This window comes from Idiomarina ramblicola (genome assembly GCF_003987255.1).
GTDB lineage: Bacteria > Pseudomonadota > Gammaproteobacteria > Enterobacterales > Alteromonadaceae > Idiomarina > Idiomarina ramblicola.
Window position 1 is genome coordinate 1 of the sequence record NZ_PIQC01000010.1, and the last position, 24840, is coordinate 24840.

General features: G+C 49.3%; 26 protein-coding genes. 8 read left to right on the forward strand and 18 right to left on the reverse strand.

All coding sequences use genetic code 11. From position 1 onward, the window contains the following. Nucleotides 1-73: 73 nt before the first annotated feature. Nucleotides 74-739, reverse strand: a complete 666-nt coding sequence (gene trhA / locus CWI78_RS12140) for a PAQR family membrane homeostasis protein TrhA (protein WP_126783065.1) — start codon at nt 737-739, stop codon at nt 74-76. Further along, on the reverse strand, nt 736-1017 hold the full coding sequence (locus CWI78_RS12145) for a DUF3081 domain-containing protein (protein WP_126783066.1): 282 nt from the start codon (nt 1015-1017) through the stop codon (nt 736-738). Before CWI78_RS12145 ends, trhA begins: the two co-directional genes overlap by 4 nt. A gap of 179 nt (nt 1018-1196) precedes the next feature. Here CWI78_RS12145 and CWI78_RS12150 point away from each other — a divergent pair, with 179 nt between their 5' ends. Continuing rightward, nucleotides 1197-1811: a TetR family transcriptional regulator gene (locus CWI78_RS12150; RefSeq protein ID WP_126783067.1), complete on the forward strand. Its 615-nt coding sequence runs from the start codon at nt 1197-1199 to the stop codon at nt 1809-1811. Here the strand turns inward: CWI78_RS12150 and CWI78_RS12155 are convergent. From CWI78_RS12155 to CWI78_RS12175, 5 genes are all read right to left on the reverse strand, one after another. Beyond that, complete coding sequence (locus tag CWI78_RS12155; protein ID WP_126783068.1) at nt 1808-2308, reverse strand: MgtC/SapB family protein; 501 nt, start codon at nt 2306-2308, stop codon at nt 1808-1810. The two genes, CWI78_RS12150 and CWI78_RS12155, sit on opposite strands and share 4 nt — an antisense overlap. Nucleotides 2309-2311: 3 nt before the next feature. Beyond that, nucleotides 2312-2827, reverse strand: a complete 516-nt coding sequence (locus CWI78_RS12160; protein WP_126783069.1) for an NADPH-dependent FMN reductase — start codon at nt 2825-2827, stop codon at nt 2312-2314. 12 nt (nt 2828-2839) lie between these two features. Then, nucleotides 2840-3490: a DUF2959 domain-containing protein gene (locus CWI78_RS12165; protein ID WP_126783070.1), complete on the reverse strand. Its 651-nt coding sequence runs from the start codon at nt 3488-3490 to the stop codon at nt 2840-2842. Continuing rightward, nucleotides 3487-3726: a YqaE/Pmp3 family membrane protein gene (locus CWI78_RS12170; RefSeq protein WP_126783071.1), complete on the reverse strand. Its 240-nt coding sequence runs from the start codon at nt 3724-3726 to the stop codon at nt 3487-3489. Before CWI78_RS12170 ends, CWI78_RS12165 begins: the two co-directional genes overlap by 4 nt. 70 nt (nt 3727-3796) lie before the next feature. Next, the gene (locus CWI78_RS12175; RefSeq protein ID WP_126783072.1) at nt 3797-4519 is read right to left on the reverse strand and encodes an SDR family NAD(P)-dependent oxidoreductase; all 723 of its coding nucleotides are present in this window, start codon (nt 4517-4519) and stop codon (nt 3797-3799) included. Nucleotides 4520-4588: 69 nt separating this feature from the next. On the opposite strand from CWI78_RS12175, the gene CWI78_RS12180 reads away from it, so the two are divergent. From CWI78_RS12180 to CWI78_RS12190, 3 genes are read left to right on the forward strand one after another with little or no spacing between them, the layout of a single operon-like run. Beyond that, nucleotides 4589-5443 carry a virulence factor BrkB family protein gene (locus CWI78_RS12180; protein ID WP_126783073.1) on the forward strand — a complete coding sequence of 285 codons (855 nt, stop codon included), beginning with the start codon at nt 4589-4591 and terminating at the stop codon, nt 5441-5443. Nucleotides 5444-5497: 54 nt separating this feature from the next. Next, nucleotides 5498-5935, forward strand: coding sequence for a D-aminoacyl-tRNA deacylase (gene dtd, locus CWI78_RS12185; RefSeq protein ID WP_126783074.1), 438 nt, complete (start codon nt 5498-5500; stop codon nt 5933-5935). Nucleotides 5936-5939: 4 nt separating this feature from the next. Then, entirely contained in the window at nt 5940-6842 is a 903-nt protein-coding gene (locus CWI78_RS12190) for a bifunctional GNAT family N-acetyltransferase/hotdog fold thioesterase (protein WP_126783075.1), read from the forward strand. A gap of 9 nt (nt 6843-6851) precedes the next feature. Here the strand turns inward: CWI78_RS12190 and hutH are convergent, their stop codons facing one another. The 3 genes from hutH to hutC are packed head-to-tail and all read right to left on the reverse strand — an operon-like array spanning nt 6852 to nt 10778. Next, nucleotides 6852-8387 carry a histidine ammonia-lyase gene (gene hutH, locus CWI78_RS12195; RefSeq protein ID WP_126783076.1) on the reverse strand — a complete coding sequence of 512 codons (1536 nt, stop codon included), beginning with the start codon at nt 8385-8387 and terminating at the stop codon, nt 6852-6854. 9 nt (nt 8388-8396) lie between these two features. Then, nucleotides 8397-10073, reverse strand: a complete 1677-nt coding sequence (gene hutU, locus CWI78_RS12200; protein ID WP_126783077.1) for a urocanate hydratase — start codon at nt 10071-10073, stop codon at nt 8397-8399. Between the two features lie 3 nt (nt 10074-10076). Beyond that, complete coding sequence (hutC, locus tag CWI78_RS12205) at nt 10077-10778, reverse strand: histidine utilization repressor (RefSeq protein ID WP_126783078.1); 702 nt, start codon at nt 10776-10778, stop codon at nt 10077-10079. A 122-nt stretch (nt 10779-10900) separates the two neighbouring features. Here hutC and hutI point away from each other — a divergent pair, with 122 nt between their 5' ends. After that, nucleotides 10901-12127: an imidazolonepropionase gene (gene hutI / locus CWI78_RS12210; RefSeq protein ID WP_126783079.1), complete on the forward strand. Its 1227-nt coding sequence runs from the start codon at nt 10901-10903 to the stop codon at nt 12125-12127. On the opposite strand, the gene CWI78_RS12215 is transcribed toward hutI, so the two are convergent. Next, entirely contained in the window at nt 12078-13124 is a 1047-nt protein-coding gene (locus CWI78_RS12215; RefSeq protein ID WP_126783185.1) for a formimidoylglutamase, read from the reverse strand. The two genes, hutI and CWI78_RS12215, sit on opposite strands and share 50 nt — an antisense overlap. After that, nucleotides 13124-13609, reverse strand: coding sequence for a ribonuclease E activity regulator RraA (gene rraA / locus CWI78_RS12220; protein WP_126783080.1), 486 nt, complete (start codon nt 13607-13609; stop codon nt 13124-13126). The genes CWI78_RS12215 and rraA overlap by 1 nt, the downstream gene beginning before the upstream one ends. A 161-nt stretch (nt 13610-13770) precedes the next feature. On the opposite strand from rraA, the gene CWI78_RS12225 reads away from it, so the two are divergent. Further along, a complete protein-coding gene (locus CWI78_RS12225) occupies nt 13771-15840 on the forward strand; it encodes a putative bifunctional diguanylate cyclase/phosphodiesterase (RefSeq protein WP_126783081.1) in 2070 nt (689 codons plus the stop codon). Nucleotides 15841-15861: 21 nt separating this feature from the next. On the opposite strand, the gene hslU is transcribed toward CWI78_RS12225, so the two are convergent. The 5 genes from hslU to priA all read right to left on the reverse strand — a co-directional run bounded on the left by hslU (nt 15862) and on the right by priA (nt 22484). Next, nucleotides 15862-17223 carry an ATP-dependent protease ATPase subunit HslU gene (gene hslU / locus CWI78_RS12230; RefSeq protein ID WP_126783082.1) on the reverse strand — a complete coding sequence of 454 codons (1362 nt, stop codon included), beginning with the start codon at nt 17221-17223 and terminating at the stop codon, nt 15862-15864. 1 nt (nt 17224) lies between these two features. Next, nucleotides 17225-17782: an ATP-dependent protease subunit HslV gene (gene hslV / locus CWI78_RS12235; protein WP_011235683.1), complete on the reverse strand. Its 558-nt coding sequence runs from the start codon at nt 17780-17782 to the stop codon at nt 17225-17227. Nucleotides 17783-17865: 83 nt separating this feature from the next. Continuing rightward, nucleotides 17866-18432 (reverse strand): SPOR domain-containing protein, encoded by a 567-nt coding sequence (locus CWI78_RS12240; protein WP_126783083.1) that lies wholly within the window; start codon nt 18430-18432, stop codon nt 17866-17868. A 6-nt stretch (nt 18433-18438) separates the two neighbouring features. After that, nucleotides 18439-20181: an arginine--tRNA ligase gene (gene argS, locus CWI78_RS12245; protein WP_126783084.1), complete on the reverse strand. Its 1743-nt coding sequence runs from the start codon at nt 20179-20181 to the stop codon at nt 18439-18441. A 92-nt stretch (nt 20182-20273) separates the two neighbouring features. Continuing rightward, nucleotides 20274-22484, reverse strand: a complete 2211-nt coding sequence (gene priA, locus CWI78_RS12250) for a primosomal protein N' (RefSeq protein ID WP_126783085.1) — start codon at nt 22482-22484, stop codon at nt 20274-20276. A 167-nt stretch (nt 22485-22651) separates the two neighbouring features. Here priA and rpmE point away from each other — a divergent pair, with 167 nt between their 5' ends. Further along, a complete protein-coding gene (gene rpmE, locus CWI78_RS12255) occupies nt 22652-22864 on the forward strand; it encodes a 50S ribosomal protein L31 (protein WP_054490333.1) in 213 nt (70 codons plus the stop codon). 249 nt (nt 22865-23113) lie between these two features. After that, entirely contained in the window at nt 23114-24358 is a 1245-nt protein-coding gene (locus CWI78_RS12260) for a malic enzyme-like NAD(P)-binding protein (RefSeq protein ID WP_126783086.1), read from the forward strand. Here CWI78_RS12260 and metJ read toward each other — a convergent pair. Continuing rightward, nucleotides 24355-24678: a met regulon transcriptional regulator MetJ gene (gene metJ, locus CWI78_RS12265; RefSeq protein WP_126783087.1), complete on the reverse strand. Its 324-nt coding sequence runs from the start codon at nt 24676-24678 to the stop codon at nt 24355-24357. The two genes, CWI78_RS12260 and metJ, sit on opposite strands and share 4 nt — an antisense overlap. Nucleotides 24679-24840: the final 162 nt, after the last annotated feature.

A 24840-nucleotide genomic window follows, 5' to 3' on the forward strand; every position in this document is an offset into this window, starting at 1 on the left:
GAAATGAGTCCAACTTTATGGGGTCACTTCAAAAATCAGCGGGCTTTTTTCTGTCTGATATTCAGCGAAGAAATTACCTTAGGCTCAGCAACTCCGGCTGTGGCAGAACGAAATAGAAGATCGAAAAGAAGTGAAACACACTGCCCGCCAGTACAAACAAGTGCCAAATGGCATGGTGATACGGCAGCGTTTTCCACACATAAAAAATAACACCGAAGGTGTACGCTAAACCGCCAGCGACAAGCAGCATCAAACCACCAGTATCAACATTGTCTATCATGGGCTTTATCGCGATAAGTGCCATCCAGCCCATGCCAAGATACAAACTTAGCGACAGCCACTTTATTCGCTTTTTCATACCAAGTTCAAGAATCACACCTAACAATGCGATACTCCAGGCGACACCTAATAATGTCCAGCCCCAGGCGCCTCTGAGATTAATAAGCGCAAATGGCGTATATGTACCGGCTATCAGTACGTAAATAGCCGCATGATCCAGCTGCTGGAACACCGCTTTAATTTTTGGCCAGGGGAATGCGTGATAAAGCGTAGAGGCCGTATAAAGCAGAATAAGACTCGCACCGTAGACACTCACTGCGACCACGTGGAAAGCATCACCGTAAGTTGAAGTCCACACTAGCATAACAACCAAAGCAGCTACGCTTAAAACAGCACCCACGCCATGGGTCAGAGCGTGGGCAATTTCTTCCATTGCCGAATAGGCTTTATGTTGGCTCATCCTCTCTCCAACCCGGGGGTTTCATAGCCTTTACTGATATTTTTAAGGGCCCGTATAAACTGATCGTACTGTCTCTCGTTGTCATAATTCAGGTGATACGAGTTATGAAATTGCAACGTCAGCTTCACTCCATGCCCTTCTAAAAAAACGGTATACCCATCGTGGTCAGTGTAAGCTTCAATTCCTTCTAAATAGTGACGCCCCTGACGTGCCTCACCATGAGTGTGTATTTTTTCGTACGCATCCAACATCAGTTTGTTATCAAGTTCGTTTTTCATCACACACCTCAGCATTTTTTACTAAATGTATACCTTTATTATTAGGGCGGAAATCCCATTCCACAACCGCTTTTACCTAATTGTTTCGAAAACCTTGTATTAGAATATACATACATTGATGCATGATTAAACAAAAGCCGTTATAATAATGAACGAATGTTAAGAAACTGGAGCCCCAAATGGTTCGACGCACAAAAGAAGACGCAATGGAGACCCGCGCCAAATTATTGGATGCTGCTGAAGCTTTATTCAGTGAGAACGGAGTGACCCATACGTCTATGATGCAAGTGGCCGAAAAAGCTGGTGTCACTCGCGGTGCTATCTACCATCACTTTGAGAATAAGATGGATCTCATTGAGTCACTGATGGGACGCGTCAAACTGCCTATTGATGAAATGCGTGAGCAAATCGCTGAAGGTTCCGAGTTTGATCCTATGGTGGAAATTAAAGGGCGTTCAAAAGAGTTTATCAGTCGCGTTCAGGACGACCCTCAAGTCCGTTCTCTGGCCAGTATTTTACTGCATAAATGCGAATACATTGACGAAGTAAACCCGATTAAATTGCGACACGTAAGCGGTCGTAATGAATGCATCTGTGATATTGAAAAACTTTTTGAATCGGCTATTGAGAAAGGGGACTTAGCCACAACAGTAGATGCCCGAATTGCCGTCATTGGTCTTTTCTCTTTGGTCGACGGACTGATTTATAACTGGTTACTCGCACCAGACTATTTTCCTTTAGTAGAGTACGGGAACAAAGCCATCGACAGTTACATTAATGGCTTAATACGTTAGAGCTCGTTGCTGTCGCCGCGGCGACGACGCCAACCGCTGTATTTTCGGTGAACACCACGGGTTAACGATTGGAACGTGTCTTCAAGTAAGTCAACGCCGAGCAATACACCGACAATAACCAGCGACAACACAATCCCCACACCATACATGCCGAGACCAACAGCAATACCAATGGCCGCCAAAGCCCAGATAGTTGCAGCCGATGTGACGCCAACCACCACACCGTCGCGCGCCAACATGACACCGGCCCCCAAAAAGCCGATACCGGTAATAATTTGGCCTATCACCCGCGATGGATCGCTACCCTGGCTGACCACAGAAGAACCGCCCACCAAAAATAGGTAAGTGCCTAGAATAATCAACGCGGAGGTTCTGATACCAACCGGCTTACCACGAATTTGTCTTTCCAGACCCACGATAGCACCACACAAAAGTGCGGTGCCTATCCCTTCCCAGGAGTACGGGCCCAACTCCTGAACGATTTTCCAGTCAATCACGAATCAGTCCTTTCCCTGCTCCAGGAAGCTTTTTAAAAAGCTTTCATCCATTGCGGCAATAGCTTCAGCGCTGGCATTAGGGCAACTGGCGCACACAGGAGCCGTCCACGCTTTTACATTCGCCAGTATGTCGCGCAAGTGACTGACCGCGCGCAAGCCGCCTAAACCGCCAGGAGAGGCAGCAGCCAATAACACGGTTTTACCGGACCATGCGCCCGTATCAAGCCTTGATACCCAGTCAATCGCATTTTTTACCAACGGCGATACCGACGAGTTGTATTCAGGGCTTACCAAAACCACTTTCGATGCCGCTTGAATTTTCTCGCCCAACTTTTTCATTGGCTCAGGCACTCCGTCTGCGGCTTCTAAATCACCATGGTAAATTGGAGCATCCAGCGCATCAGCATCAACCAGCTCGTAGCGAATACCGTTTTTATCTGCCACTTCTGCTAAACGGTGCTTTAGCTTGGTATTAAGCGAATCTTTACGGCGGCTGCCTCCAATAAATAAAACAGTCATAGTATCTCCTAATCAGTCAGATTGAGAATCTTGCATGGCTTCAATAAAGCGGTTTGACTCAGTTACTGCTGCTTCCATATCCTTTATTAATACGGAAATGTCGTTTTGCAGATTACTGAATTCACCACGAATGGCATCAATCGCCTTCGCGTTCAGGTTATGCTTCAGATAAAGCACGTTGTCCTGCATTTTATCCAGCACCGGCTGCATCTTGTCTGCCGCACGCTCCATCACCCTCAGTAATTCGGCATAACGACGTTCAGTCTCGCGCAACTGTCGCTCGCTTTCGCGGCGCATCGTGTCATTGCTGTATTCACTCAGTTCTTCGCTCCACTCGTCGAATAAGTCATTGGCCACCTCATCGACTTCATCAATACGACTGCGAACCTTCTGCGCAGCGTCTTTACTGTCTTCGTAATCGCCACTCAATGCATTGTATTGTTCTTCCAGCTTGCCACCATCAATATTCAGCATCTCATCCAGACGCTCTAACGCTGATCGAAACTCTTCCTGAGCATCGGTTTGCGAATCGCGCGCATCATCGACTCTATCGACTAAAATATCGCGTTTTTCCACGCCAAATTTTTCCATTGTGCCGTAGTAAGCGCTCTGACATGCTGACAGCATAAATACCGCGACTAACGGCAGTGTCCATTTTTTCATTTGTCACCTCGTGCAGCTTTAATTAAACGTTCATCGCGTTTGTCCTTGTGGTAACCATGCACCGCGATAATGGCATGAATGATGGCAATGAGGTAAACAACCCCGAAAGCACCAAGCGTAAAAATAAACAAAACCACGCCAACCACGGCAATTATTGCATTAAAAATTGCCTGAAATATTTTACCTGTCAGTAAAATCGCAATTGGAGGAAATAAAATCGCTAAAATATACAACATCGTGTTCTCCTTGCATTGAATGACACCTCTTTCCAATTAAGAGACATTCCTTAACTAAAAGCAAATTAAATCAATAAGGTAAAGCGGAACCGTCCCAGTGCCATAACCCACCGGACTGCTCAGGTTTCAAGTGTTTCACTACTTCGACTATTCGTTCTGCTGACAATTCCGGCGAATACAGTTTATTGGCGGCAATCCGCTGCTGAAACGGTTTCGATAATTCGGTATCGGTTGTACCCGGGTGTATTGCTGCTACACACAGCTCTTTATGAGTTCGCCTCAACTCGACAGAAGCGGTTTTCAGCAACATATTTAACGCCGCCTTGCTCGAGCGATAAGCATACCAACCGCCCAGATAATTATCTTCAATACTGCCCACTTTCGCCGACAACTGAACCCAGAACCACGTCTTCTTCCGATCCAGAATTGGCACAAACGCTTTTAGCGCTAATAACGGTTTTATCGCATTAACAGAAAACAACTTAGTCAGGTTGTCCGCCGTAATATCTGATAACTTTTTTTCTGGAAACGTCTGCTCATCATGCAGCATACCAATAGTTGAAATGACTCCCGTCAGCTGCTTACCGCCACTTTTAAAGTCACTCACCCACGCACTCAACGAGTCTTCACTGTAGTCATCAATTTGGCAGTAGGTAATTTTACCCGAGTCAAATAACCCAGTTTGAGGCTGGCGAGACAACGCAATGATCTCTTCATCAGGAAACTGACTGTGTAATTCCAGTGTTAAGGCTTGGCCTAATCCACCACCGGCACCCAATACCACCATTGCCATTTGCGCTACTCTCTATCATGATAGTTTATACTTCCCTACGTTATTTAAACTGGATTAGCTCAGTACACCATGATGCAACTTGACTGGAAATCGTATTTCGAACACACCTTAGGCTTTCTCAAGTACTTTGGGCAAAGGTTTAACAGTGACAATACGAATATTACCGCCGGGCACTTAACTTATGTCTCTATGCTGTCGCTCGTGCCGCTGTTAGTGGTCATGTTTACGGTTTTTTCTGCTTTCCCCATGTTTGAAGAGCTACAGGAAAACCTTGAGCAGGCGTTGTTTGCTAATTTACTCCCCACCTCGGGCGAACAACTGGAGCAATACCTGAATGAGTTCGTGACCAATGCCTCAAAAATGACAGCCATTGGCGTTGGCTTTCTGTTCATTGTCGCCATCATGCTCATGTCAGCCATTGATAAAGCACTGAATAATATCTGGCGAGACTCCAGCAGCAGACATTGGTTAGTGTCTTTTGCGGTTTACTGGATGCTACTGACACTCGGACCGGTGCTTATCGGTTCCGGCCTGGCAGCGACGTCTTATTTGATCTCGCTCAGTCAGTTTGCTGATGAATATGTTTCCGGTATACAGAACCTTGTGTTGTGGTTCGTACCCATTGTAACCTCTTTTGTGTTTTTTGTGCTCATGTATCAGTTGGTGCCTAACCGCCAGGTTAAGTTCCGCTATGCCGCTTTTGGTGCGGTTATTGCGGCACTTCTGTTTGAACTGAGTAAACAGTTATTTTCTTTGTACATTACTTTTTTCCCGACTTATCAGGCCATTTACGGCGCACTGGCAACCATCCCTATTCTCATTGTGTGGATTTACCTGTCTTGGTTGATTGTACTTATTGGCGCGGTATTAACCGTCAGCTTAGAGGAGTATCAGTTACAACAGCCTGAGCCGAAGTCTGATTGACCTGCTTCGCGTTTTCGCCGAACATAGCCGTTCTGTTTTTGAAGGGTACATATCATGATAGGACTGATTCAGCGCGTTAGTCGTGCCAAGGTCACTGTCGCCGATGAGGTTGTCGGCGCCATCGACCACGGGCTATTGGTTTTGTTGGGAGTGGAACATCAAGACGACGAAGTCAGTGCAGAAAAGTTAGCTCAGCGCATTGCCCATTATCGCGTTTTTAGTGACGCCGAAGGCAAAATGAATAACAGCGTTGTCGATCAACAAGGCAAAGTGCTGGTTGTTTCTCAGTTCACACTGGCAGCAGATACCCGTAAAGGTCGTCGCCCCAGTTTCTCATCGGCAGCAACCCCCGATCAGGCTCAGCATTTATATCAGGTGTTTTGCGATAAACTAGCTGCTCAGGGCGTTCCGGTAGAAACCGGTCGTTTTGCGGCCGATATGCAAGTCGAGCTGGTCAATGATGGTCCGGTCACATTTGAATTAAAGGTATAACTTAATGTATCGCGTTATTACACCAGAAACAGAAGAACAAATTGAGCGTTACTACTACCTTCGCTGGCGGGTTCTGCGCGAGCCTTTTCAACGCCCTTTAGGCTCTGAACAAGACGAGTACGACCAGGTGGGTCATCACCGAATGGTGGTAAATGAGGCTGACGAAGCCGTTGCGGTTGGCCGGCTGCATTTTAACAGCCCGGAAGAAGCACAAATACGCTTTATGGCGGTTGCACCTGAATACCGAGGTGAAGGTCATGGGGTCGCTATTATCTACGCGCTTGAGCTTGCTGCGCGCAAAGAAGGCGCAACGCATGTCGTGATCAACTCACGCGACAATACCATTGGCTTTTATAAGAAATGTGGTTACGACGTAGCGGAAGAAGCCGATACTGTAAACAACCCGATGGCTGAACATCATTTACGTAAGTCCTTCACTGAGTACAACCGTATTATCTATCGGCCTGAGTGGTGTACAGAGTTACAGAAAACCTGGCAGGAAGACATTCCTATTTCCGATGCCATGGGCATTAAAATTCATCAATACACCGGGCGTGTGTTCGAAACCCGCGCGGTTCTCTCCCGTAACATTAACGTGCACGGCACCATGTTTGCCGGCAGCATTTATTCACTGGGTACCTTAACCTGCTGGGGACTGTTGCATTTGCAACTATTGGAGCGGGAATTGGAAGGGTCAGTGGTATTAGGTGACGGCAACATTCATTACCATAAACCGGTTACTCAGGAACCTCGGGCAATTGCTCGACTCAGTGACGTTACCGGTGATTTTTCGGCGTTAAAACAAGGCAAAAACGCCCGTTTAACACTAAAAGCGCAAATATTGGATGAAGAGCAGCCGGTAGCAGAATTTACCGGCCGCTTTGTGGTGCTTGCTAAACGGGATTAACCCGTAGATTTAAGCTTCAGATAAAATATGTGGTAGTTGCACCACTGCCGCTAACTCACCATGTTGAATCAGGTCACTGGCCGCTTTAATGTCCGGCGCAAAGAAACGGTCTTCCGCATAATATGCCACTTGCTCACGCAAGCAGTTAAATGCGGTTTCAACCGCAGCCGCACCTTTTAAAGGACGACGGAAATCCAGGCCTTGTGCCGCTTCTAGCCACTCAATCGCAATAATATCACTGACGTTTTTAGCAATGTCCGTCAACCGACGGGCAGCAAAAGTTGCCATCGACACATGGTCTTCCTGGTTAGCAGAGGTTGGCAGGCTATCCACCGAGGCCGGATGCGCCAAGGTTTTGTTTTCTGACGCCAATGCCGCGGCAGTAACCTGCGCCAGCATAAAGCCCGAGTTGACTCCACCGTCATTCACCAAAAACGCGGGTAATTTGCTTAAATGGCTGTCAATGAGCAGGGCACTGCGACGCTCCGATAAAGCGCCAATTTCGCTCGCTGCAATAGCCAGAATATCGGCGGCCATAGCAACTGGCTCTGCGTGGAAGTTACCACCGGAAATAATATCCTGCTCTTCGCTAAACACCAGTGGGTTGTCAGTAACACCGTTGGCTTCGCGCACTAAAATACCCGAAGCATGCTCAATTTGGTCTAACACCGCACCCATTACCTGAGGCTGACAACGCAGCGAATATGGGTCCTGCACTTTTTCGCAGTCTTCGTGGTCTTTAGCAATTTCTGAGCTGTCTGTCAGCACATAACGCAGCATTTCCGCGGCTTTAATTTGCCCTGGTTGTCCGCGCACGGCGTGTACACGCTCATCAAACGGCGCTCGCGAACCCATTGCGGCTTCAACGGAGGTTGCACCCACAACAATAGCGGCATGGTAATTACGCTCAATGCGGAACAAGCCTGCCAGCGCTAATGCGGTTGATGCCTGGGTACCGTTTAATAAGGCCAGACCTTCCTTTGGCGCCAGTTCAAAGGGCTCAATACCCGCTATTTTCAGACCTTCTTCGGCACTAAGCACCTCGCCGTTATGGCGGACCGTGCCTTCACCCACTAGCGGCAATACCATATGCGCTAATGGCGCTAAATCACCAGACGCGCCCACAGAGCCTTTTTCCGGTATGCACGGATACACTTCGGCATTCAGTAGTTTGATTAGTGCGTCAACCAACACCGGACGCACACCGGAAAAGCCACGCGACAGAGAGTTAACTTTCAACAGCAGCATTAAACGCACCACGGCGTCTTCCATTAAGTCACCGGTGCCGGCCGCATGCGACAACACAATGCGGCGCTGAAGATCAGTCAGGCGCTCCGGAGGAATACGGGTATTCGCTAACAGCCCAAAGCCGGTGTTAATACCGTAAACCACACGTCCTTGCTCTAACACATCGGCAACGGTTTTCGCCGAAGTCGCAATGTTGTCTTTCGCTTCATCAGAAAGTTTTAACGTCTGATGCTGATAAAACCAGCTACGCAGTTCATGTAACTGCAGTTGTCCTGGTTGTAATTCAAAATGACTCATGCAACCTCCTTACTTCGTATCCAGCATGGGTAAATCGAGCCCTTGTTCGCGGGCGCAGTTTTTCGCAATATCGTATCCGGCATCGGCATGGCGCATAACGCCCGTACCCGGGTCGTTCCACAGCACGCGACTTAAGCGCTTGTCGGCTTCTTCGGTACCGTCGGCCACAATCACCACACCTGCATGTTGTGAGTAACCCATACCCACGCCACCGCCGTGATGCAAACTAACCCAGGTCGCGCCGCCGGCAGTATTCAGCAACGCATTCAGCAACGGCCAGTCCGATACTGCATCAGAGCCATCCTGCATTGCTTCGGTTTCACGGTTGGGGCTGGCAACTGAGCCAGAATCGAGATGATCACGACCAATAACGACCGGCGCTTTTAACTCGCCGCTTTTAACCATGTCGTTAAACGCGCGGGCAATGCGGGCACGGTCTTTCAGGCCAATCCAGCAAATACGTGACGGCAAGCCCTGGAAGCTAATCCGTTCTTTGGCCATATCCAGCCAGTTGTGTAAGTGCTCGTTATCCGGGATCAGCTCTTTCACTTTCTGATCGGTCTTGTAGATGTCTTCCGGGTCACCCGACAGAGCCACCCAGCGGAAGGGACCAATACCTTCGCAGAACAACGGACGAATATAAGCCGGCACGAAACCCGGGAAGTCAAAGGCGTTATCCACACCAACGTCTTTGGCCATCTGCCGAATGTTGTTACCGTAATCCAGTACCGCAGCGCCTTCGTTCTGGAAGTGCAGCATAGCCCGCACCTGCACCGCCATGGACTCTTTCGCCGCCTTTACCGTGCTGCCGGCATCGCTTTCCTGCTTGGCTTTGTATTCATCCAGTGTCCAGCCCTGTGGCAAATAACCATGCAGAGGGTCGTGGGCAGAGGTCTGGTCAGTGACCACGTCCGGCGTTACGCCGCGCTGTTGTAATTCCGCATAAACGTCAGCGGCGTTACCCAGTAACCCCACTGAAATGGCTTCGCCTTTCGCCATGGCGTCATTCATCAGCTTTAACGCATCGTCCAGATTAGTGGCCTTATGATCCACATAGCCGGTACGCAAACGGAAGTCGATGCGCGACTCGTCACATTCAACCGCCAGCATACAGAAACCGGCCATAGTTGCCGCTAATGGTTGAGCACCGCCCATGCCACCAAGACCGCCAGTGAGTACCCACTTACCTTTGGCATCACCGTTAAAGTGCTGACGCGAAACCGAACCAAAGGTTTCGTAAGTACCCTGCACAATGCCTTGCGAACCAATGTAGATCCATGAGCCGGCGGTCATCTGGCCGTACATCATCAGGCCTTTTTTATCCAGCTCGTTAAAGTGCTCCCAATTCGCCCATTCCGGCACCAGGTTAGAGTTAGCAATCAGCACACGCGGCGCGTCTTCGTGCGTAGGGAAAACCCCCACCGGCTTACCGGACTGAATCAGCAGCGACTCGGTAGGTTTCATTCGCTCTAACGTCTCAATAATCTTGTCATAGCATTCCCAGCTGCGCGCAGCACGCCCGATACCACCATAAACGACCAGTGCCTGTGGGTGTTCGGCAACTTCGTCATCCAGGTTGTTCATTAGCATCCGCTTTGCAGCTTCTACCTGCCAGTTGCAGGTGGTTAGCTCAGTTCCATGAGGTGCGCTTATCTTGCGACTTTTATCCAGACGGGTGAATGACATGACTTACTCCTTAAAGGTTAAATGGCCGCCTAACTTAAACCGGGAACCAGGGTGAGTCAGTGTGGCAAAGGTGACCACACCGCCTGAGCTCCAGGTACGGCGCAAAATTCTGAGACAAGGTTCGTGACGGTCGATATTTAAGTATTGGCATATCGTGCTGACCGGCAGAATAGCTTCAATTTGGTGACTGGCTTCGGTCAGCGGACTGACTACGCATAAATATTCGTGCGGAGTGACCTTGCTGTAATCTTGTTTAAGATAATCGGGAACCAGTTTCGGGTTCACAAAACGCTCTTCAAGCTGAACCGGCTGGTCGTTTTCATAGTGGGTGATCAACGAATGAAAAACCGGGCTGCCTTCTTCCAGTTCCAGCGCTTCGGCTATTTGAACGGTTGCTGGCTGCTCTTTTAGCAGGTGTACTTTGGCACGGTAACCGTGCCCGCGCGAACGCACTTCATCGGCGATGTTGCGAATGGCCATAAACGAGGTTTGTGACTTTATTGGGGCAACGTAAGTGCCTGACCCCTGAGTTCTTATCACCAAACCTTCATCCGCTAACTCCTGCAACGCTCTACGAGCGGTCATGCGACTCACCGAGAACTGCGTAGATAACGCATTTTCAGAACTGACAGGGTGGTTTTCAGGCCACTCACCGGATTCTATCTTCAGATAAATGTGCTGTTTTATCTTTGAAAATTTATTCATCCCGACCCCAACAATGAATGATACGACACGATGCGTTTGAGGGTAAAAGTCTAGTTCAGAATAATTGTCTATACAAGTTACTTTTGCTATTCTTTTATCAGAACCAACCTTTAAGGACTGTTATGCAACGCATAGAAAATATCAACGCAGCAACCATGACCGGTGACCAGGGCTATGGCCTGATCCAGGACGCTACAGTCATTATCAATAAAGGAAAAATTGAGTTTGTGGGTGCCGCTTTTGAGGCCCCCGCCACCCCAACGGCGCAAGTTATTGACGGGAACGGCGGGTTGCTGACCCCGGGACTCATCGACTGCCATACCCATTTGGTGTGGGCCGGTTCGCGTGCGAACGAATTCGCTCAACGCTTGCATGGTGCCAGCTATCAGGAAATTGCCGAGCAGGGCGGCGGCATAAAAAGCACCGTTAAAGCCACTCGCGAGGCGTCACAGGAAAAGCTATTAACACTGGCTTTAGAACGAGCGGAAGCGCTGATGTCGCAAGGCGTTACCAGCATTGAAGTGAAATCCGGTTACGGGCTGGACTTAGAAAACGAGCGTAAACAATTAACCGTAGCGCGTCAGTTAGCCGAACAGCTACCGGTGAACATAAAGACCACGCTACTGGCAGCGCATGCCGTGCCGCCAGAGTTCAAGGATAACGCCGACGGTTATATCGATGAAATTATCCAAAACATTCTGCCAACTCTGGCGAACGAAGGCCTGGTCGATGCCGTTGATGCTTTCTGCGAAAGTATCGGCTTCAGCCCGGCACAAACTGAAAAAGTGTTTAAAGCCGCAAAAGAGTTGGGGCTCCCTATTAAGCTTCATGCAGAGCAGATCACGAATCAAAAAGGCGCAAAGCTGGCCGCAGATTACCAGGCGTTATCGGCTGACCACCTCGAGCAACTCGATGAAGAGGGCGTTAAGGCCATGGCCGCCAATGATACGGTAGCGGTGTTATTGCCGGGCGCATTTTATTTTCTGCGCGATACCCAAAAGCCGCCGATTGAATTACTGCGAAAACACGGCGTTCCCATGGCCATCGCTACCGATGCAAACCCGGGCTCTTCGCCTATTCACAACCTACCGTTAATGCTGCAAATGGCCGCTACCTTCTTCCACATGACACCGGAAGAATGCTTGCGCGGAGTAACGGTTAATGCTGCCAAGGCCTTAGGCGAGAAAAAACGCGGTGTTATTGCCGAAGGTTGTTTTGCTGATTTAGCACTATGGGGTTGTCAGGACGCCGCCGAGCTCACTTACCAGTTTGGCGTAAACCCGCTACAAACCTTATGGTTTAACGGCGTCGCTCACGACCGTGTAAGTAAGCCGTGGTTAGCTCGCTAAGCAACTGTCCGCAAATTTTCATGCCTTCGTCGAAGCCCGCACTGCACAATGACGGTGCGGCTTCTGCAAGGTGCAGATAACGTGCTTCGCTCACCTCAGCCAGGCGTTTAACATATTGAAAACCCTGCCCCAGACTCAAACCGACATAATTCACGGCGCTGGCAGGCACCGCATTTAACGAATCCACATCCACTTCAATGCCCAGTGGACGCTGCCAGGACACCGCTTTTGCCACCACTTCGTCCATCACTTCAGCAAATGGACGTTCGTATAAGCGGTGCAGCGTATGGTAACGCATACCAGCGTCCTGCAGTTGGCGCAGACTACTGGCGGAGTTTTTGCCCTGATGCAGACCAACAATATGATAAAACTCCAGCGCACCTTCCATATAAGCGTAGCTAAAGCCGTTACCGGAATGGCGGCCCTCACGCGGACGAAAGTCTGCATGCGGATCTAAGTTCACTGCACCACAGGCCTCATTGGTAACTTTATGCAGGCTTTTTAAAAGTGGGTAAGCGTTATTGTGGCCACCGCCAATAACAATCACTTCAAAACCTTGCTCAAACAGCGGCGTCAGCACTTTTTCCACCCGCGCATCAACCTGCGCGCAAAGTTCGCGTAAAGTTGCTAAATCGTGTGCGTTTGAGGCATCCAGTTCAGCGGCTTGGGCATTTAAGTCGTCACAGTTAACGGCACCAACCAGCAGCAATTCATGCGTGGAAAGCAAGCCGGTTTTCTGCAGGTTCAAAAAGCTCTTTAGAAATGACTGCCAGCCATCGTCAGCACCTGCGCGGCCAAGATTCGCGCGCACACCAATACTTTCCGGAATGCCGACTAAGGCAACGCGCTGACCATCTTCCCAGGCTGAAACCAGACTCTCTTCATAAGTTCCCTGTTCAGACAGAACACGGATAGCCTGACCAATTTTTGTTTCTTGCTCGCGTACCGTCACCCATTTTGCCGGGTCGGTTAGTTCTAAAAAAGAAATCTCACTCATCATTCAATATCTAATGGTTCCGGAGACAAGATGACACCCGTGGTATCAATGTAGAGGTGATCATCGGGCAAAAAGGTGACGCCACCAAAGTTAACTGGCACATTCAGCTCACCAACACCTTCGCTAATCGCACCCACAGGAATCGAAGCAACACCAAGAATACCAATATCCAGCTCTTCCAGTGCGTCGACTTCGCGCACCGCGCCATAACAGACGATGCCTTCCCAGTCGTTATCCATGGCCTGCTCTGCTATGGCAGCATCAATCAGCGCCCGGCGTGACGAGCCGCCACCGTCAATCAGCAAAATCTTACCACCACCGTCGGCAGCGACAGTTTCTTCAATCAGTCCTTTGTCTTCATGGCATTTAATAATAACCAGACGACCGCCAAAAGAACCGCGGCCTCCATAAGACTCAAACATGGGTTCAACGACATCGACCATATCGGGGTATAAATCGCAAAGTTCTGAAGTGTTGTATTCCATGATTGTATTCCTGACGTTGCTATAGCAGTAACTGGCAGTATACCTGCTATCCGGCAAGGACAAAAGCACGTCAGACAGAGGTAACGAAACCCTTGAATTATAGAATAAAAACCCGTTTAATCTAACTCACTATAATAATAATAAAGTGAATCACTATTTTCATGCCTCAGCTTGACCTAATGACCAGTCTGGCGATAGAGACGTTTGCGCATGCCATACAGGCAATTTTCCTTATCGGATTCGCGTCGCTGTTAATGTATTACCATCGCTACTACCAGCGTGATTACCTGCGCTACTGGTCCTTCGCCTGTTTTGCTTTTGGCCCCAGCGAATTGATCCGGGCCGCTCTTGCCGGTAGTGCAATGATCGCTCCCGAGTCAGCTCTTAGCTGGTCGGGCGGTTTACAAGGCGTTGCATTAACTTTCCAGTATCTTGCCATTGCTTTCATTGCTCTGGGCGCAAGTTGTGCTGCCTTTAACAGTAGGCCGCAAACATACTGGCAATACGTCGCTTACGCGGTCTCGCTCATCAGCGGCATTATTTCTTATTTTTGGCTGGAACCGACAATTAGCTACGTTGGCAGTACGCCTAATGCCGGCTTTATGCGCTTTTTGGTCACCGGCGCGGCTCTGCTGATTATTGGCCTATTTATGTGGCGAAAATTAGGAAGCGGAATTGGTCCTAAACTGGTATCCGGCGGCTTTTTCAGCATTGGTATAAAAAACTTTTTGGTGCTCAGTGTCATACTGTCACTACCCGCCAACGCCGTTGACTGGGTTTTAAGTTTTCAGGCGCTGTTAACGGTTATCATTATTGCGGTGGTTATCGTTGGCGTCATCATCTGGTTACTGGAATCTGAGCGCAATACAGCCGTCCGCGCCATCCAGAGAGCCGAATACCTGCACACACACGATGCTCTTACCGGGGTCTCCAACCGCGCCCAACTGGTAAGCAAAATTCCATTGTTCATTGAATATTGCCGCAGCAATAATCGTCATTTAACCATTATGCTGGTGGGCGTTAGTCGTTTTAAAGTGGTGAATGAAAACATCGGTATTCGTGGTGGCGATCAGGTGTTAAAAGAAATTGCCCGGCGCCTGCAAAATTTCAATAAACAGCCGCTGACGGTGTCACGCATTAGCGGTGATGTTTTTGCCATTGCCTTTGATCACCTCAAAAACCGGAGTCTCATACAAGACCTGGCGACCGAGCTTCAGGACACGCTAAACGAGCCAATCGAAGTTGGCGAAAAGACACTCAGCATTGCCGCTGGCGTTGGTATTGCGCGCTATCCGCAGCACGGCAGTCGCTCAGAAGTCTTACTCAATAAAGCCACCATTGCGTTAACCCAGGCTAAGCAGTCACATCAGCCGACCATTACCGTCTACGAGCGCGGAATGGATGAAATGTACGCCTACCTGGTTGATATGGAACCAGTTTTGCGTAAGGCCATGAGGGAAAATGAGTTCACTTTGTACCTTCAGCCCCAGTTTGACTTCGACCACCAACAACTTTGTGGTTTTGAAGCTCTTATTCGCTGGCAACACCCTGAACGAGGCTTACTCAGCCCGGCAGAATTCCTGCCTTACATTGAGCAGTTAGGGCTCTCAACAGAACTGGATGACTGGGTGCTGAATCAGGCGGCGGCCATTCTTACCTCCTGGAAACAGAAATTCGGTTTCTGCTGGCCCATCGCCGTTAACCTGTCGGCGCCGCAGTTTCAGCATTTTCAGTTGATTGAAAAAATGCAGCGGTTACTGGAAGACTACAATATTTCGCCCGAATGGCTGGAGCTCGAAATTACCGAGAACGTCGCTATGTCGGACTTACACAACGGCATGAGTGTTATCCAGCGCCTACGGGAAATGGGTTTTGGTATTTCTATTGACGACTTCGGTACCGGCCACTCTTCTCTGGCTTACCTTCGCTCCCTGCCCATCAATAAAATTAAGATTGATCGCAGCTTTGTCAGTGAACTGCAACAAAACAACAACGATGCGACTATTTTAAAAGCCATGATCCGCTTATCTCATGGTTTAGGAAAACGAGTGATTGCTGAAGGAATTGAAACCGAAGAACAGCAGGATATGTTGCAAAAGCTGGGCTGTGACATGATGCAGGGCTATTTTTACTCACCGCCAATGCGCCTGCAATTCGCCGAGCAATTCATTGAGCGCCAAATTCAGAGCAATAAAAAGCCGTTGCCTCCGGGAGAGTTTGCAACGGCTTAAGTTTCTTAGCAATCAGCGCGTTTACAGGATGAAGCGGCTTAAATCTTCGTCCTGTGACAGTTCACCGACATGCTCATTGACGTAATCCGCATCAATGGTCAGCTTTTCGCCATTGTGGTCAGTTGCATGAAACGAAATTTCTTCCATCAACCGTTCCAGTACTGTGTGTAAACGGCGCGCACCGATGTTTTCTGTGGTTTCGTTCACATGGAATGCCACTTCGGCTATACGCTGAATACCTTCTTCAGTAAAGCTTACCTCAACCCCTTCGGTGTTCAGCAGAGCGTGATACTGAGTGGTCAACGACGCACTCGGCTCGGTCAGAATGCGAACAAAGTCGCCACTGGTCAGTGCTTCCAGCTCAACCCGAATAGGCAGACGGCCCTGAAGTTCCGGAATAAGGTCAGACGGCTTACTCATCTGGAAAGCACCAGAAGCAATAAACAGAATATGATCGGTCTTGATCATACCGTGCTTGGTATTCACCGTTGTGCCTTCAACCAAAGGCAGTAAGTCGCGCTGCACACCTTCGCGGGAAACGTCCGGGCCACTGGTATCACCACGCTTACAAATCTTGTCAATTTCATCTAAAAAGACAATGCCGTTCTGCTCAACGGACTCAATCGCCGCTTCTTTTACGTCGTCAGGATTCAGCAGCTTGGCCGCCTCTTCATCAACCAACTGTTTGTAAGCGTCTTTAATGCGCATTTTGCGCGCCTTGGTTTTGTCGTTGCCCATGTTCTGGAACATGTTCTGCAATTGCGACGTCATTTCCTCCATGCCCGGCGGTGCCATAATCTCGACACCCATTTGCGGCATGGCTAAATCAATTTCAATTTCTTTGTCGTCCAGCTGGCCTTCACGCAACTTCTTACGGAATATCTGACGCGTACCACGCTCATCTTCATTGCCTGTGTTTTCACCGTCTTCCTGCTGTTGCTGAGCCCAACCAGAAGAAGACTTCTTCGCCGGTGGCAGCAATACATCCAGAATACGCTCTTCCGCCGCTTCTTCAGCGCGATAACGTACCTTTTGCATCATCTCTTCACGGGTTTGCTTCACTGCCACGTCAGTTAAGTCTTTAATAATGGATTCAATTTCTTTACCCACATAACCCACTTCCGTGAATTTGGTCGCTTCCACTTTAATGAAAGGCGCTTTGGCCAGTTTGGCCAGGCGACGGGCAATTTCGGTTTTACCCACACCCGTAGGGCCTATCATTAAGATATTTTTAGGCGTGACTTCCTGACGCAGCTCGTCATCCAGCTGCATCCGGCGCCAGCGATTACGCAGAGCAACGGCCACAGCGCGTTTGGCTTTATCCTGACCAATAATATGTCGGTTTAATTCGTCTACAATTTCTCTTGGGGTCATCTCAGACATCTTATTTTTTCCCCTGCTTTGTTTTGTCTTCAGCAATAGACTCTTCTTCTTCAATGGTCTGATTGCCGTTGGTGTACACGCAAATATCTCCGGCTATGGTCAGTGCTTTTTGCACAATATCGCGGGCATTTAAATCGGTGTTTTCCAGCAACGCTCTCGCCGCTGACTGGGCAAAAGGTCCGCCGGAGCCAATCGCAATCAGGTCATTTTCAGGCTGCACAACGTCGCCGTTACCAGTAATAATCAGTGAGGTTTCTTTGTCCGCAACCGCGAGCAGCGCCTCTAATCGACGCAAAGCCCGGTCGGTACGCCAGTCTTTTGCCAGCTCCACAGCCGCACGCATCAGGTTGCCCTGATGTTGCTCAAGTTTGGATTCAAAACGTTCAAACAGTGTGAAAGCGTCGGCGGTTCCGCCGGCAAAGCCTGCCAGCACTTTATCGTGGTAAAGACGACGCACTTTGCGTGCATTGCCTTTCATTACGGTGTTGCCTAAAGAAACCTGGCCATCACCGCCAATAACAACTTTATCGCCGCGGCGAACAGATACGATAGTAGTCAAATCAAGACCCTCTTTTTTGTCTTTGTGACATCAATGACAAGTATTTGAGGGTCTCTATCGCATTTTTCAATGGTTAATATCGACTAATCGATGTTCCAGTTCCATATCGCGCAGCCAAACACCTGATTACGCTGCAGTTTATGCCTATCGCGTTCAGCGTCGCGTTTGGTTTCATAAGGACCCAGAATAACCCGGTACCAAAGACCGTTGCTGCCTTCGGTCGCGCGGACCTGAGATTCCAGCCCCGCCATCGCAATTTGCGCACGCAGCCTTTCTGCATCAGCCTGCTGACGAAAAGAGCCGCATTGCATCAGCTTCGGTGGCCCCACTTCGCGTTCGGGGACATCCACTTCCACTTCTTTACTTTCCAGCTCTTCAATATAGCGCCAGCGTTCCGCCGATTTTTCGGGTAGTAAGTCGGCCGGTGGCTGCTGCACATGCGGCTGCTCGACTTCCTCTGACTTACCGCTTATTTGCACCAGAATATAAGTAAATAAGGCAATTAAACCAATGGCAATAATAACCACGAACCAAGGGACAGCTTTACGCTCACCAACGGGTTTTGCTCCACGTTGCTGCTTCTTATTGCTTCCCTTTTTCTTAGTCGGCTTACGTTTGGGCGACTTTGGCTTACGATTCGCGTAATCCATAGTGCGTTACATCTTCTCCAGGGTGGGAATGCCCAGCAAATCCAGACCTTGCTTCAGCACATTGGCCGTTAACATCGACAACTTCAGGCGGCTGTTACGCAGGGCTTCGTCTTCCTGATTCAAAATAGGACAAGCTTCGTAAAAGCTCGAAAAACGCCCCGCCAGGTCAAACAAATAACCGCATAAGAAGTGCGGCATCGCTTTATCCTGAACCTGGTGCAACACTTCGTTAAAACGCACCAGCTGGTTCGCCAGCGCCAGCTCGCGCTCGTCGTTCAGAATAATGTCTGCATCACGGTCAAAAGCGGTATCGCCTAAACGGTAAAAAATACTGTTCACACGAGTGTAAGCATACAGCAGGTAAGGCGCCGTGTTGCCTTCAAAAGTCAGCATGTGGTTCCAGTCAAAAATGTAATCGCTGGTGCGGTTTTTCGATAAATCCGCGTATTTGACCGAGCTGATACCCACCACTTCAGCAACGCGTTTCTGCTGCTCTTCGGTCAGGTCAGTGGTTTTTTGCTGCAACAACTCTAATGCCCGACGTTCCGCTTCATCGAGTAAGTCAGCCAGCTTAGTCACACCACCATCCCGGCTTTTATAGGGTTTGCCGTCTTTGCCCATCACCGTACCAAAACCATAATGGTCCAGCTGTATCTCCCCTTCGACAAAGCCTGCTTTACGCGCCAGGGTAAAAATTTGGTCAAAATGCAGTGCCTGACGGGCATCGACAAAGTACATCAGGTGATCGCCGCCCAACTGTTTCTGACGGTATTCAATAGCGGCTAAATCGGTTGTGGCATACAGATAACCACCGCCTTTTTTCTGCACAATAATAGGCAGTGGTTCGCCTTCTTTGCCTTTGTACTCTTCCAGGAACACACATTGCGCGCCCTGATCTTCGGTCAACAAGCCTTTCCCCCGCAGGTGCTCGATGACACCCGGTAACTTGTCGTTGTAGGCACTTTCTGCCATTACGTCAGCACGGGTCAGCTTAACACCTAAACGGTCATAAACTTCCTGGCAATGACTCAGTGACACATCAATAAACTGGTTCCACAGTTTTAAGCAATATTCATCGCCCGATTGCAGTTTCACCACCAACTGTCGTGCACGGTCAGCGAACTCTTCGCTGTCGTCAAAACGCTGTTTGGCCGCTTTATAAAAAGTTTCCAGGTTGCTCAGCTCATATTCTGCCGACTGGTTATCCAGCGCTTCCATATACGCTAAAAGCATACCGAACTGGGTGCCCCAGTCACCCACATGGTTCTGACGCACCACTTTATGGCCTAAAAACTCACACACTCGCGACACCGCATCACCTATAATGGCCGAGCGTAAGTGTCCCACGTGCATTTCCTTCGCCAGGTTAGGCGAGGAATAATCAATAACAATGGTTTTGCTCTCTTTAGCCACATCAACATTCAGGCTGTCACTGTTCAGCATGGCCGTTAGCTGGTCTTTAAGCTGATCCTGCGAAATGGTGAAGTTAATAAAACCCGGACCCGCAATGTCCATTTTTGACAGTAAAGAATTTTCCGGAACCGCAGCAACAATGGCTTCCGCCAACTGGCGCGGGTTCGATTTTGCTGGTTTTGCCAGCATCAATGCCAGGTTTGTCGCAAAGTCACCGTGCGATTTGTCGCGTGGGCGATCCAACTGAATATTTACTGAATGATCTGCCGGAATTGTGCCCTGTGCTTTAAGTTGACCAATGGCTTCGGCCAGTAACTGTTCAAGTTGTTCTTTCATTAATGCGACTACCTGTATGAAAAATCGAAGAGGAAATTCAAAGCGCTTAGTTTAATCGCTACGCCCGATAAAAAAAACCGCTTAGTTGTTAATCAGCTGAAGTCTTGTGGATCAATATCCAGCGACCAGCGCACTTTCTTCAATAACGGCAAGGCGTTAATCTGCGGCAGCAAGTGCTCAATTAACTGAAAACGTAGTTTCCGTGACTGACAATGTAACAGCAATTGGTAGCGGTAACGACCGGCTTTACGCTCCATCAACGCTGGCATCGGGCCCAACAAAAACGCACCATCCACCTGCGGCATCAACTGCTGAATTTGAGTCATGGCCTGCACCACCGAATCTCTGTCTGTTGCCTCAGCACGAAATAGCGCCAAATACGAAAACGGCGGCAATTCACTTTGTTGACGCTCGGCTAAGGCTGTTAGCGCAAAATGCGAATAGCCGTTGTTGAGTAAGTCCTGAATTAAGTCGTGTTCCGGATGGTGGGTTTGCAGTACCACCTTCCCGGCTTTGTGCTCCCGCCCGGCACGACCGGCCACCTGAGTATAAAGCTGGCCTAAACGCTCTGCTGCCCGGAAATCCGCACTGTACAGCGCGCCATCAACATCCAGCAGCGCCACCAAGGTCACATGCGGAAAGTGATGACCTTTTGCCAGCATCTGCGTACCCACCAGCAACGGATACTCATTGTTGGTGGCTTTTTGCAGGTAATCATCTAACTGCCCCTTACGGCGGGTCGAATCGCGGTCAATGCGCAGCACTCCGCGGCCGGGAAACATCTCTTTCAGGCTGTGCTCTAACTGCTCAGTGCCCACACCATGAGAGATCATCTGCGGCGAGCCACAAGAACCACACTGGCGCGGTATCCGTTGCTGGCTGCCACAATGGTGACACTGCAGCTGCTGATGCGTTTTATGCACCGTGTAATAAGCATCACAGCGATGACATTGCGCCAGCCAGCCACACTCATGACACATTAATGCCGGCGCAAACCCCCTGCGGTTAAGAAACAGCAATACCTGGTTACCGCGTTCAATTTCTACCTGAATTTGTTCCTGCAGTATTTTAGAAATACCGGCTTTTATCGGTTGCTGCTTAAGGTCAATAAGCTCGTGTTTAACCATTTGCGCGCCGCCAGCACGCTGCCCCAGTTTAAGCCAGTGAAAGCGTTTGCTGACCGCGTTGTTCAGAGTTTCCAGCGAGGCCGTTGCACTACCCAGCACCAATGGAATATTCAATAACGCCGCCCGTTTAATGGCTATGTCACGGGCATGGTAACGAAAGCCGTCCTGTTGCTTGTAGGACAAGTCGTGTTCTTCATCGACCACAATAAGGCCGAGTTTCTGGCAAGGCGTGAACACCGCCGAGCGGGTGCCAATAATAATCGCTGCATGCCCGTGTTTTGCATCCAGCCAGGTATTCAGTCGCTCTCTGTCGCTCATACCGGAATGCAGCATCACCACCGGCGCATCAAAGCGTTCTTTAAAGCGCTGCAAGGTTTGTGGTGTCAGGCCTATTTCCGGTACCAGCACCAACACTTGTTCGCCGCGCTCCAGTACCGGCTCCATGGCCTGCAAATACACTTCGGTTTTACCACTACCGGTAACGCCTTCCAACAGCAATGTACTGTGTTGCTGCTGTTGATTAATGGTCGAAACGGCCACCGCCTGCTCGGTATTTAACGCATGACCCTGCTCCCTTAACACCGAGGACTGCTGTTGCCAGCTTTGCGGCTTCGCCGGCGCTTGTTCGCGCACTTCAATCCAGCCTTTATCCTGCAGGGTGCGGAGCACCGCCGAAGTCACCCCAATATCGGTCAAGTCACTGCGTCTAAGAGGTTGATGTTTGAGCGCTGCCAGCACTTGCTGCTGCCGCGCGGCTCCTTTTAAATCGTTAATCGACTGCGCAAGACCTAAGTCTGTCAACGCATAAAACGTTTCAGTCAAATACTCAGGCGCATCGCCTTTGCGCAATAAAACCGGCAGGCTGTTCGCGGCTACGTCACCCAACGAATGGTGGTAATAGTCAGAGGACCAACGCACCAGCTGCCAGATATCATCCGGCCACAGCCGCTGCACATCCAGCACCGACGCAACCGATTTAAGTTCAAAAGTCGGTGGTTCATCAGTTGCTTCGGCAACCACGTACCCCACTAACTGACGCTGCCCAAATGGCACGCGCACGCGCACTCCCTGCGACAGTGGCTCGGCACTTTTGCACAGATAATCATAGGTTTGTCTGAGAGGTAACGGCAGCGCGACTTTATAACGTCGTTCGCTGCCCTTGTTGGCTTGCTTCATGGCTCTATTCTGGAACGCTACCGCGCAGAATACAAGGCAGCAGATTCTGCTTGATCAGAAGCCCAGGATCACATAAAATGCGCGGCTCTTAATTCATTGATGTTTTTTTGCGCATGGTGTTCGGCTTTGGATCGAATGGCGATGCGGCCCATAACTGAGGTAACCCCATGAAACAAGGTATTCATCCTAAGTACGAGACTTTAAAAGTCAGCTGTTCTTGCGGTCACACGTTCGAAACGCGTTCAACCCGCTCAGAAGATCTTCACCTGGACGTCTGTTCAGAGTGCCACCCGTTCTACACTGGTAAGCAACGTGTCATGGACACGGGTGGTCGTGTTGACAAATTTAAGAAGCGTTTTGGCGCTCTGGGCAAGAAATAAGCCTAAGAAAACCTATAGAAAACGCTGCTTAACAGCAGATTTTAAGAAAAAGGCGCTAAACAGCGCCTTTTTTTGTGCCTGCTCTGCTGAGAGCCCTATTGTTAAAGAAAAGTTAACCGGTGTACTTTTGAACACCTCAAAAATTTTACTCAACTCTTTAGACGTCAAAAGGCGGAGGTAAGATTTGTTTATTAACACAAAAGCGATAGACTGATTAGCATTCTGATCACCAGACCCAGGTATCACCGCATGACAGACTTTCGCCAACAGGCACTGGATTACCACGAATACCCAACACCGGGTAAAATTTCCGTTGAATTAACCACCCCTGCAGAAACCAGCAAAGACTTAGCGCTGGCTTACAGCCCGGGAGTTGCAGAGCCAGTTCGAGAAATCGCACAAGATCCGGATAACGCTTACCGGTACACGGCTAAAGGCAATATGGTTGCTGTTATTACCAACGGAACGGCCATTCTTGGCCTGGGTAATTTAGGACCACTGGCGTCAAAACCGGTTATGGAAGGCAAAGCACTGTTGTTTAAACGCTTTGCCGGACTCGATGCCATTGATATTGAAGTCAGCCATCGCACCACGCAGGACTTTATCAATACCGTTGCCAATATTGCTGATACCTTTGGTGGTATTAATTTAGAAGACATTAAAGCACCCGAGTGCTTTGAAATCGAACAAGCTTTAATAGAGCGTTGTAACGTACCGGTATTCCATGATGATCAGCACGGTACCGCCATTGTTACCGCAGCCGGTATGCTTAACGCACTGGAAATTCAGGGCAAAAAACTGGCCGAATCACGCATTGTCTGCCTGGGTGCCGGCGCTGCAGCCATTGCCTGTATGGAGCTGCTGATTAAATGCGGTGCGCAACGCGAACACATTTACATGCTCGACTCTAAAGGCGTTATTCATACCCGCCGGGACGACTTAAACGAATACAAGCAACTGTTCGCCAACAACACCGATAAGCGCACGCTAAAAGACGTTATCGACGGTGCGGATATTTTCGTCGGGGTTTCAGGGCCCAACTTATTGAATGAAGATGAATTAAAACTGATGGCACCGAACCCGGTGATTTTTGCCTGCTCGAACCCGGATCCTGAAATTAAACCGGAAGTTGCCATGGCCGCACGGGATGACTTGATTATGGGTACCGGCCGTTCAGATTATCCAAATCAGGTGAACAATGTGCTGTGTTTCCCGTTTATGTTCCGGGGAGCGCTGGATGTTCGGGCAACAGAAATTAACGATGAAATGAAAGTGGCCGCTGTCGAAGCGATTCGTCAATTGGCTAAAGAGCCGGTGCCGGATTCTGTGCTAAAAGCCGCCGATGTAAAAGAGTTAAACTTCGGCCGCGACTACATCATTCCTAAGCCTATTGATCCGCGTTTGTGCCAGCGCGTTGCCCGTGCTGTTGCCGAAGCCGCGGTGAAATCCGGCGCGGCTAAAATCGACTTACCGAAAAATTATATGCAGGATTAATCGTCCAATTCTTCGTCAGTTGGGATCGGCAGGCCTCGCGATTCCAACTCTTCTCGCACAGCTTTGGGTATTTTATTGCTGTTGGATTTTTGCAAATCTTCATCTTCCGGCAGCGGTTGACCGGTAAAAGCGTGTAAAAATGCCTCACACAGCAGTTCGCTGTTGGTAGCATGACGAAGGTTATTAATTTGGCGACGGGTCCGCTCATCAGTCAGTACTTTTAATACCCGGGTAGGAATTGAGACCGTAACTTTTTTCACCTGCTGACTCTTACGACCATGTTCAGCATAAGGGTAAATGTATTCGCCATTCCATTTCATTGCTATTGCCTGCTATATAACAAAACCACATAAGTTATAATGAATTGTACCCGAATGAACGACCCCGTCAAATTTTATCCGTCTAGATGGCTAAAAGTTGCTGACATTTGCCTGACAATATTTTAGCCTTAGTAGCAGTAACCTAATCCATGCGAGTCGTTA

Coding starts and splice junctions, on each gene's coding strand:
- trhA (WP_126783065.1), bottom strand. CDS start 739: ATGAGCCAACATAAAGCCTATTCGGCAATGGAAGAAATTGCCCACGCT.
- CWI78_RS12145 (WP_126783066.1), bottom strand. CDS start 1,017: ATGAAAAACGAACTTGATAACAAACTGATGTTGGATGCGTACGAAAAA.
- CWI78_RS12150 (WP_126783067.1), top strand. CDS start 1,197: ATGGTTCGACGCACAAAAGAAGACGCAATGGAGACCCGCGCCAAATTA.
- CWI78_RS12160 (WP_126783069.1), bottom strand. CDS start 2,827: ATGACTGTTTTATTTATTGGAGGCAGCCGCCGTAAAGATTCGCTTAAT.
- CWI78_RS12165 (WP_126783070.1), bottom strand. CDS start 3,490: ATGAAAAAATGGACACTGCCGTTAGTCGCGGTATTTATGCTGTCAGCA.
- CWI78_RS12170 (WP_126783071.1), bottom strand. CDS start 3,726: ATGTTGTATATTTTAGCGATTTTATTTCCTCCAATTGCGATTTTACTG.
- CWI78_RS12175 (WP_126783072.1), bottom strand. CDS start 4,519: ATGGCAATGGTGGTATTGGGTGCCGGTGGTGGATTAGGCCAAGCCTTA.
- CWI78_RS12180 (WP_126783073.1), top strand. CDS start 4,589: ATGATGCAACTTGACTGGAAATCGTATTTCGAACACACCTTAGGCTTT.
- dtd (WP_126783074.1), top strand. CDS start 5,498: ATGATAGGACTGATTCAGCGCGTTAGTCGTGCCAAGGTCACTGTCGCC.
- CWI78_RS12190 (WP_126783075.1), top strand. CDS start 5,940: ATGTATCGCGTTATTACACCAGAAACAGAAGAACAAATTGAGCGTTAC.
- hutH (WP_126783076.1), bottom strand. CDS start 8,387: ATGAGTCATTTTGAATTACAACCAGGACAACTGCAGTTACATGAACTG.
- hutU (WP_126783077.1), bottom strand. CDS start 10,073: ATGTCATTCACCCGTCTGGATAAAAGTCGCAAGATAAGCGCACCTCAT.
- hutC (WP_126783078.1), bottom strand. CDS start 10,778: ATGAATAAATTTTCAAAGATAAAACAGCACATTTATCTGAAGATAGAA.
- hutI (WP_126783079.1), top strand. CDS start 10,901: ATGCAACGCATAGAAAATATCAACGCAGCAACCATGACCGGTGACCAG.
- CWI78_RS12215 (WP_126783185.1), bottom strand. CDS start 13,124: ATGAGTGAGATTTCTTTTTTAGAACTAACCGACCCGGCAAAATGGGTG.
- rraA (WP_126783080.1), bottom strand. CDS start 13,609: ATGGAATACAACACTTCAGAACTTTGCGATTTATACCCCGATATGGTC.
- CWI78_RS12225 (WP_126783081.1), top strand. CDS start 13,771: ATGCCTCAGCTTGACCTAATGACCAGTCTGGCGATAGAGACGTTTGCG.
- hslU (WP_126783082.1), bottom strand. CDS start 17,223: ATGTCTGAGATGACCCCAAGAGAAATTGTAGACGAATTAAACCGACAT.
- CWI78_RS12240 (WP_126783083.1), bottom strand. CDS start 18,432: ATGGATTACGCGAATCGTAAGCCAAAGTCGCCCAAACGTAAGCCGACT.
- argS (WP_126783084.1), bottom strand. CDS start 20,181: ATGAAAGAACAACTTGAACAGTTACTGGCCGAAGCCATTGGTCAACTT.
- priA (WP_126783085.1), bottom strand. CDS start 22,484: ATGAAGCAAGCCAACAAGGGCAGCGAACGACGTTATAAAGTCGCGCTG.
- rpmE (WP_054490333.1), top strand. CDS start 22,652: ATGAAACAAGGTATTCATCCTAAGTACGAGACTTTAAAAGTCAGCTGT.
- CWI78_RS12260 (WP_126783086.1), top strand. CDS start 23,114: ATGACAGACTTTCGCCAACAGGCACTGGATTACCACGAATACCCAACA.
- metJ (WP_126783087.1), bottom strand. CDS start 24,678: ATGAAATGGAATGGCGAATACATTTACCCTTATGCTGAACATGGTCGT.